This is a genomic window from uncultured Lamprocystis sp. (assembly GCF_903933125.1).
In the GTDB taxonomy this organism is placed as follows: Bacteria; Pseudomonadota; Gammaproteobacteria; order Chromatiales; family Chromatiaceae; genus Thiodictyon.
Window position 1 is genome coordinate 1 of the sequence record NZ_CAIZIZ010000158.1, and the last position, 2,515, is coordinate 2,515.

Sequence of the window (2,515 nt, forward strand, 5' to 3'; positions counted from 1 at the left end):
CGACTTCAGACGATACCGCCGGTCTCCCGCTGCCGCCACCTCCGCAGGAGCCGCCGGCCCTGGTCCAGCCCACCCGTGCACAGCGCCCGGCCTCAGGCAAAAATGGCCAAAGTCGAGCACAAGGCCGCCGTTCTTAATTTGGAGCGGGAAACGAGACTCGAACTCGCGACCCCAACCTTGGCGAGGCTCTTCAATCACTTAGCGCCACGGCGACACACAGAAATGATAGCACAGAGGGTCGCGAAGAGGCACGCTGAAAGCCGAACCAAGCCGGTCGTCAGCAGTGGCGCTGCCGCGCCTGCGGACACACCTTCTCGGTGACCTCCGGGACGATCTTCGCCTACCACAAGCTGCCCCTGTCGACCTATCTGGCCGCCATCGTGATCTACACCAACGCGGTGAAAGGGCTGTCGGCGCTCCAGCTGGGGCGCGATCTGGATGTGCAGTACAAGACCGCCTTCGTGTTGATGCACAAGCTGCGGCAGAGCCTCATGGACCAGCGCGACGAGACGCCGTTGGCGGGCGCGGTGCAGATTGACGGCGGCTATGTCGGCGGCGCGATCCGTCCCGCCAACCAGGCCGATGAGCGCGTCGATCGACTGCTTGGTAAAGCACCAGAACCCGGACAAACGCTGTGTCCTGGTGATGCGCGAGACCTACCCGGCGGATGACCTGTTGGAGCGGGTCGGGGGCGAACGGACCCTGACCTTCATCATCGGCCAGGAGAACCAAGTCGATGTGGGCACGCTGGCCGCCCGCTTCATTGCCCCAGGGACGACGATTTCCACTGATGAGTCGGGCGCTTACGATCTGTTGCCGGGGCGTGATGTGACCCACCGGGTCAATCATCAACGCGAGTATCGGGCCGCCGATGGGACCACGAACAACCACGCCGAATCCTACATCTCGCGGTTTCGGCGCATGCAGCTCGGCCAACACCACCACTTCGGGTTGGCCCACCTCGCCAACTATGCCAACGAGGCAGCCTATCGCGAGGATACCCGGCGGCTACCCAATGGGGAGATCTTCCGCGACATCCTGACCAAATGTGCCCACACGCCCCCGCATCGCGACTGGTGCGGCTATTGGCAGGGCAATACGCGCCGCCCCGAGCGCCTGGCTGCCTGAGTCCTCACGCCCCCTCCCAGGCCCGCACCCCGCCGACCAGCCCGCGGGCGCGCGCCGCACCCTTTGCCAGCCAGGCGCCGCAAGACCGCCAGGGTCGTCTTCTGGAGCGCCGCCTGGGCCTCGGGGCGGTCCTGCAGGCCTTTGCGGGTTGCCACCGCCACCGCGACACCCTGATCCGACAACGGTCCGGCGGTATCGCGCAGGACCTCCAAGACCAGCCGCTGGCATTCCCCCGGAGCAACCCAGCGCTGGCCGCGGCGCCGCTTCCTCGGCTGAATCCCGCCCAGGTCGTAGTCCGGGTCGAACAGCCGGATCGTCGCGTCCAGATGGCCCAACGCATCGGCCAGCCGCTGCAACTCCCGGCGACAGTGTTGCGCTTCCCCGGCCAATTCGCCCCGCTTGGCGACCAGTCCACTCACTACATGCGATTCCGCCATGATCCCCGCCCAAGTCGATTCGTGCTGGGTGAGATTCTCCCGGCTGGGCCGGTCCGAGTCATGTGCGGTTGCTACATAATGCCGCGAATTTGCGCATAGTGCTTAAATTGAGCTCAGCGAAGATTCCCGGAGTTGTCACGCGAGACGCCGTGTTTGGCCATGAGTCGATAGAGTGTCATTCGTGATATTCCCAGATCCTTGGCTGCCTGCGCGACGTTCGACCGGTTACGCGCCAAAGACGTCTCAAGGCTGCGTTTCTCGTAAACGTGACGGGCGTCTTTTAGGGACCCCCGGTCTCGCCGCACTTGAGCGTCGGCGCGATGCGATTTCCCACCTACGTTCAAGTCCTCCAGACCGATGTGTCGGCTCCCGCCATCGATGACCGCCTGAAATATCGTGCTCCGCAGCTCGCGCAGGTTTCCGGGCCAAGGGTGCTGATACAAACCGGCGAGCGCAGCGTTTGACAAGCTGGCACCCGGTGTGCGACCAAAGGCCACAATGGCCTCATCGAGATAATGCTTGGCAAGCAACTCGATGTCGCCCTCTCTGTCGCACAAGCTCGGGGTGCGAACAACGCACACGGCCAACCGGTAGAACAAATCGGCGCGAAATCGTCGATCGCGAATAGCCGCTTGCAGGTCCTGGTTCGTTGCGGCGACCAGTCTGACGTCGACCAGCGAACTCTGCGTGCTGCCGAGCGGGGTGACCAGTTGGTCCTCGATAAACCGCAGCATAACCCCTTGCGACTCCAATGGCATGTCCCCGATCTCGTCGAGAAACAAGGTGCCGCCCGACGCCGCCTTAATATGGCCGATTGGCTCATGGGGCCAACTGTGTGACGCCACACAGCATTCGGAGAAATTCTATGCAGCATATTTTGATGTTGTGAGCCCATTCATGAATGGCGACATACTGCTGAAGATAGACCTTGTTGACACCACGAAATGGGC

Annotated in this window: 4 protein-coding genes; 2 read left to right on the plus strand and 2 right to left on the minus strand. The window is 63.0% G+C overall.

Features of this window, described 5'->3' with window-relative positions; genetic code table 11:
* The first annotated feature begins 317 nt into the window (after positions 1-317).
* Together QZY03_RS07725 and QZY03_RS07730 are read left to right on the plus strand one after the other, a co-directional pair.
* On the plus strand, positions 318-671 hold the full coding sequence (locus tag QZY03_RS07725) for a hypothetical protein (protein ID WP_295579810.1): 354 nt from the start codon (positions 318-320) through the stop codon (positions 669-671).
* A complete protein-coding gene (locus QZY03_RS07730; protein ID WP_295579812.1) occupies positions 646-1,128 on the plus strand; it encodes a transposase in 483 nt (160 codons plus the stop codon). The genes QZY03_RS07725 and QZY03_RS07730 overlap by 26 nt, the downstream gene beginning before the upstream one ends.
* On the opposite strand, the gene QZY03_RS07735 is transcribed toward QZY03_RS07730, so the two are convergent.
* Complete coding sequence (locus tag QZY03_RS07735) at positions 1,083-1,565, minus strand: hypothetical protein (protein ID WP_295579814.1); 483 nt, start codon at positions 1,563-1,565, stop codon at positions 1,083-1,085. The genes QZY03_RS07730 and QZY03_RS07735 overlap by 46 nt on opposite strands.
* Before the next feature lie 113 nt (positions 1,566-1,678).
* Complete coding sequence (locus QZY03_RS07740) at positions 1,679-2,410, minus strand: sigma 54-interacting transcriptional regulator (protein ID WP_295579816.1); 732 nt, start codon at positions 2,408-2,410, stop codon at positions 1,679-1,681.
* Between the last annotated feature and the right edge of the window lie 105 nt (positions 2,411-2,515).